This window comes from Okeania sp. (genome assembly GCF_983059655.1).
In genome coordinates this window covers 1-2,955 of record NZ_CEZPJD010000902.1, presented here as the reverse complement: position 1 = coordinate 2,955, position 2,955 = coordinate 1, and the positions used below count along the sequence as shown (strand labels likewise).

1 protein-coding gene is annotated in these 2,955 nt (G+C 31.3%); it reads left to right on the top strand.

The features are described from left to right. The first annotated feature begins 854 nt into the window (after positions 1-854). Complete coding sequence (locus AC3DU7_RS29970) at positions 855-2,900, top strand: tetratricopeptide repeat protein (protein WP_488042887.1); 2,046 nt, start codon at positions 855-857, stop codon at positions 2,898-2,900. The last annotated feature ends 55 nt before the right edge of the window (positions 2,901-2,955 follow it).

The following is a 2,955-nucleotide window of genomic DNA, read 5'->3' as shown; positions in this document are numbered from 1 at the left end:
TATCAAAAATTAAAAGCAATAGCTGATGGCTGATAGCTGACGGCTGAATGCTTACTCCTCAAGTGAGAGACAAAAGCTCTATATATTATGTAAATTATGATGTAAAAATTAACTAAATTCCGAAATAAATCAAGGAGTAATTGACAGTAAAATTGTCATAATTTTTTGAAATAAGTTTAGTCAATATTTAGCTAAACTCTTGCTCTGTAGTTATGGATAGAACTTCCATATATACGAGGGACAAAATGAGCGAAAAATTATCAGAATGGAAAGAAAAAAATTAGAGATATTTTGGTGTCCAACTTACTAACCCAAGCACAACTTAATCGAAATTATTTGGCAATTTATTAAGTATAAGTGAATTAAAGTTAATGAAACTCGATAACTGTCCAAGCTTTCTTAACTATCTCAAAAAAGTGCTGGAGAAAAATTGTCAAAAATATTTAATTAATTTTGTGTAGATGCTTACTAATATTGAGTTATGGAATATCTTTTTGTGTAACTCTGCAGTAGAAACAACCGAATATGAATAATTAACCTTCTTCCTTCTCTGTTAGATAACTAATATCATGTCCGGATAATTAGTGATAAAAAAACTTTCTCTTTTTCCTCCTATTTATTCTTTCTTCGCTCCTGACTCCTGACTTCTGAATCTTGACTCCTGACTCATCTATCATTATTCTGATTGATAAATAAATTTCCCGGTTAGCACAATAAACTCTTGTAATAGGCAAGTAGACTCTATAGTTAATTCAGGTAGAATTTTTCTCCTCCACAGAAATAAAAAACTACACCTGTACTTAAATGGAATCTGCTCCAATAAAAACTAATATATATAGATAAATAGGCAAAATATGCGTATTTCTAAAACAGCCGTCTTAACCCTTGCTGCTCTCAGTTCCCAAAATTTAACTGCTGAAGCAAAAGCTAGTCCTAATATTAATTCCTACTCTCAGATAAATACACAAGAAACTAGCAATTTTACTGACTCTACTAATATTAGTAGTTTACCATCTACTCAATTAATGAGTCGTCCAGAAATTTTACTTAGTAAACCGCTTAACACTCCTAAAATTGTAGCTGCTTTATCAACTCCGAATATCCATCAAATTCGAGAGATTTTAAATGAGAGTTGGCTGGGAAAAATAGTAGAATTTACTGCTAAAAATAGTTCTCAATTCCCACAGGTTACTTCTCAAATTTCTTTACAAACAGATGGAGAAAATGAAGTTAGTCTCAACCTCAATCCTACTATCACTATATTGAATACTTTATTGTTAGTTGCAACTTTATTCCCTCCTGTAACTATTGGCTTTTTTTGGTTAGTCAGAAGGTTGATAATTAAAGAATTGATTAGCGAAGTTAATCAGCGGTTAAAAAAGATCGGTGAATTAGAATTAAATTTGAATAAATCTCAAACATTAGTTACGGAATTAGAAGGTCATATAGTAGCTGCCAAAAAATCTATTGAGTTTATTGATCAAGAAGCGAAGATTTCAAAATCTTCTGTTGAGCAAATAGAAACTTTGAAGTCTCAGTTTTTGATGCAGCTACAAGTTATTACTTCTGAAGCTCAAGAAGCAAAATATCAGGCAATTCAAGAAATTAATTCCTCTGTAAATTCAGAAATTAAATCTATTGAAAATACTCAAAAATCAAAAGATTCTGACAAACAAATTACTACAGTTGCTGATGATTATTTAAAACCAGGGGAAAAATTATTTTCTGAGGGTAAGTATAATCAAGCTTTAGCAATTTTTGAAAAAGCGATTTCTCTTAATTCTGATTTAAGTGAAGCTTGGTTTAGTAGAGGTAATGTCTTTGTGAAATTGCAGCGCCATGCTGAAGCATTGACTTCTTACGACAAGGCTATTTCTCTTGATTCTAATAAATTTGAATATTGGTTTAATCGTGGCAATGTTTTGGTAAGAATGCAAAGTTATACTGAGGCACTAGCTTCTTATGATAAAGCTCTTTCTTTTAAGCCAGATAATGTCACTATTTGGCTAAATAAAGGTATTTTACTCAGAAAATTACAACGATATAATGAAGCACTTATTGCTTATGAACAAGCTCTGTTAGTTCAACCTAAAAATGTTGATGTTTTACATAACTTAGGCGCTGTACTTGGAAAATTGCAGCGTTATGAAGAGGCACTCTCTGCTTTTGATAAGGTATTACAAATTCAGCCAAATAAATATGAAGTTTGGTATAATCGAGGTAATTTTTTAGGAAAATTACAATCTTTTGCTGAGGCAATTGATTCTTATAATCGAGCATTGGAAATTCAACCAGAAAAATATGAAATTTGGTACAACAAGGGTGCTTTATTATGGCAATTAGAAAGATATGAACAAGCAGTTAATTCTTACGATATAGCTATTAAATTGATGCCAGATGATTATGAAGTTTGGCATAATCGAGGGGTGGCTTTAAATGCTTTAGAAAGATATGAAGAAGCAGTTTCTTCATTTGAACGGGCTATTGAAATTAAGCCCCAATGTTATCAAGCATTTCTGGGTAAAGCAGAAGCATTATTGAAGTTAGAAAAGTATGAGGAAGCTCTTAGTTGTTGTAATTATGCTCTTTCTATTAAAAAGAATAGTCCTGAAGCCTGGGAAAAAAAAGGTATTGTTTTGGAAAAACTCAAATCTTATAAAGAAGCTTTGGTTTGTTACGAGAATGCCCTTGCTATTAATCCAGATGACTCAGAATGTCAGCGTAAACGAAATGTATTAATGTCAGAATTACAAGGGGAAAAAGTTTTAATTGGAAAAAATCAACTATTATCACAAGGCAATTCAGATTTAAGTAGTCATCAAGATAGAAAACTTAGTAACAGCAAAAAAGTTCATCCTCTTGCTGTACTAAATGGTAAGAAAGTTAAGACAGATAACTAGATTATTAGGGTGCATCTCAATTTTGAATAAAGCCAAAAAGAAGCTCAAAAAAAAA